Genomic DNA, 2,802 nt, shown 5'->3' on the forward strand with positions numbered 1-2,802 from the left:
CTATCACGGCATGAATGCCGGACGGGGCGCACGGGGTGTGGGCCGGGCCACCAAGGGCGCGGTCGAAGCGGCAGCGGTGCTGATCCTCGCAGTGAACTTCCTGCTCACGGGGGTTTTCTTCGCCCTATGATCGCGCTGCACGACATCCACAAATCCTTCGACGGCACGCCGGTGCTGCGCGGTGTCAGTCTGTTGCTCGAACCGGGGCAGTCGCTGGTGGTGATCGGCGCGTCGGGCAGCGGCAAATCCGTGCTGATGCGCAGCATCCTCGGCCTCGAACGGCTCGACGCCGGGGCCATCACGCTGGACAACGCACCCTTCGACAAGACGCGTCGGCGCGAATGGCTGAACGGTTTCGGTATGCTCTTTCAGGGCTCGGCGCTCTTTGACAGCCTGCCCGTCTGGCAGAACGTGGCATTTCGGCTGCTGCATCGCCTGCCGCGCGAAGCCGCGCGCACAATCGCCATCGACAAGCTGGAGCGCGTGGGCCTCGATGCCGCCAGTGCCGACCGCTACCCGGCGGAACTGTCGGGCGGCATGCAGAAACGCGCCGCCCTTGCCCGGGCGATTGCCGACGATCCCAAGTGGCTGTTCTTTGACGAACCAACCACCGGGCTCGATCCCGTCACCGCCCAGACCATCAACAGGCTGATCCGCGATCTGGTGACGGAAACCGGCGCGACCGCCCTGACCATCACCCATGACCTGACGACGGTGCGGACGGTGGCGGACAGCGTGGCCCTGCTGAAAGACGGGCGAATCGCGTGGCAGGGCAGCGTGGCGGATATGCGCACCAGTACGCATTCCGATCTCACGCGCTTTATCGCCGCAGGGGCCTGAGGGGCGACAGATACGCCAGACTCACGCGGAAGTGTGGGGATCAAGCAAAACGTGCCTGATGCGGAATGACCCGCCGATCTTCCGAACGATTCGGCCCAAACCAGCGGCGCCCCGGCCCCCGTTACAGCCCCGTGCCAAAAGGGTTTGTGCGCGTTTGGCGACAATCGGCTTTCTTTCGCCTTATTGAAGGCCACCAAGAGACACTGTGAAGCACAATTGTGACCAAAGCGTTTAATCGGATTTTTTTCGGAACATCAGCGGAACCTTACGGCGACAAAATCCGTTTGTCGGCATAAACTTGCCGATACCGATATCCCAAGGGGGAACGTACAGTGAAGAATTTCCAAGCAGTCTCCTATCTCACCCAATATCTCATGCAGCGCCTTGCTGTCGCCGTATTCGCGCTTGCTGCTCTGGGCCTTCTGGTAGCCACGATCATGGCCGGATTGGGCCTTTGGAACTGGATCGAGCTTCCCGTGAATTACAACGGGGCCCCCGTCGAAAACGCGGGCATGTACGCCCAGATCGGTCTGACCGTACTGGCGCTCGGCCTGTGCTTCTTTTTGCCGACCAATCGCCGCATCATGCAGCTGGAAAATTCCCACCGCTCCTTTTCCATCGCCATGCAGGACGTGGCGCGCGCCTATGCGGCCGTCCATGCCGCGGACCGCAAGGCGACGTTCCAGATGTCGTCTGAATTCGACGCCATCCGCGAACGTCTGGCCTATCTGCGCGATCACCCTGACCTGAGCACGCTTGAGCCGCAGGTTCTCGAAGTGGCGGCACAGATGAGCTACATTTCAAAGGAACTGGCCACCGTCTATGCCGACGAAAAGATCGAACGCGCGCGCAGCTTCCTCAAGGAACGTCAGGCGGAGGTCGACCTGTTCAACGAGCGTCTGGATCAGGCCAAGGGTATCTCCACCGAGATGAAGCAGTGGTTGCACGAGGTCGAGCTGGAAGAAAGCGTGGCAGCCGCCCAGTTGGAGCGCCTGCGCGAGGAAATGCGCGAGATCATGCCCGAGCTTGGTGTGGAAACGGTTGTCCGCACAGACCGCGAACCGCCCCAGTACAAGGACGATCCGCTGCAGCTCGAAAACACGGTCATCGAAATGCCTCCGAAGGCAGCCGAGTGATCTGAACCCCATCGGCAGGTATGCAAACAAGGCCACCCCCCGGGGTGGCCTTTTTCTTTGACGTCACCCCGGGCCTCGGCCACAAGACCGCATGGCCAAGAACTCCCCCACCTATACCTGCACCGCCTGCGCTGCCCAGTACACGAAATGGTCGGGCCGCTGCGATACCTGCGGGGAATGGAACACCATCGTCGAGGACAAGGGCATTTCCTCCGGCCCGCCCAGCAAGTCGCTGGGAGCCAAGCGTGGCAAGGGAATGGACCTGACCGACCTTGCCACGCTTGAGACGCCGCCGCCGCGGACTCAATCGGGTATCGACGAATTGGACCGGGTGCTGGGGGGCGGACTGGTTCCCGCCTCCGCACTGCTGGTCGGCGGCGATCCCGGTATCGGCAAATCGACACTGTTGTTGCAGGCCGCGGCCCAGTTCGCGCGCCATGGTCTGAAGACGATCTACGTCAGCGGCGAGGAAGCCAGCGCGCAGGTCCGCATGCGCGCACGCAGGCTGGGCCTGTCGGACGCGCCGGTAAAGCTCGCGGCGGAAACCAACCTGCGCGACATCCTCACCACGCTCGAAGCCGAAAGCCCGCAACTCGCTATCATCGATTCAATCCAGACCATGTGGGCCGACAACGTCGAAAGCGCCCCCGGATCCGTCAGCCAGGTGCGCGCCGCCGCCCATGAGCTGACCACATTCGCCAAGCGCCGGGGCGTTTCCGTCGTGCTCGTCGGCCATGTGACGAAGGAGGGCCAGATCGCAGGCCCCCGCGTGGTGGAGCATATGGTTGATACCGTTCTCTACTTCGAGGGGGAGCGCGGGCATCAG

At 62.7% G+C, this 2,802-nt stretch carries 4 protein-coding genes; all 4 read left to right on the top strand.

All coding sequences use genetic code 11. From position 1 onward, the window contains the following. On the top strand, positions 1-130 hold a 130-nt coding region (locus A3764_RS24035; RefSeq protein ID WP_150122139.1), incomplete at its 5' end, for an ABC transporter permease. After that, positions 127-840, top strand: coding sequence for an ABC transporter ATP-binding protein (locus tag A3764_RS10285; RefSeq protein ID WP_067951561.1), 714 nt, complete (start codon positions 127-129; stop codon positions 838-840). The genes A3764_RS24035 and A3764_RS10285, both read left to right, overlap by 4 nt. Positions 841-1,172: 332 nt before the next feature. Continuing rightward, complete coding sequence (locus A3764_RS10290; RefSeq protein WP_330220280.1) at positions 1,173-1,976, top strand: DNA repair protein; 804 nt, start codon at positions 1,173-1,175, stop codon at positions 1,974-1,976. Between the two features lie 91 nt (positions 1,977-2,067). After that, positions 2,068-2,802, top strand: a 735-nt coding sequence (locus A3764_RS10295) for an ATPase domain-containing protein (protein ID WP_082865921.1), incomplete at its 3' end; no start/stop codon positions are given.

The organism is Sulfitobacter sp. HI0129, from assembly GCF_001635395.1.
Taxonomy (GTDB): Bacteria; Pseudomonadota; Alphaproteobacteria; order Rhodobacterales; family Rhodobacteraceae; genus Sulfitobacter.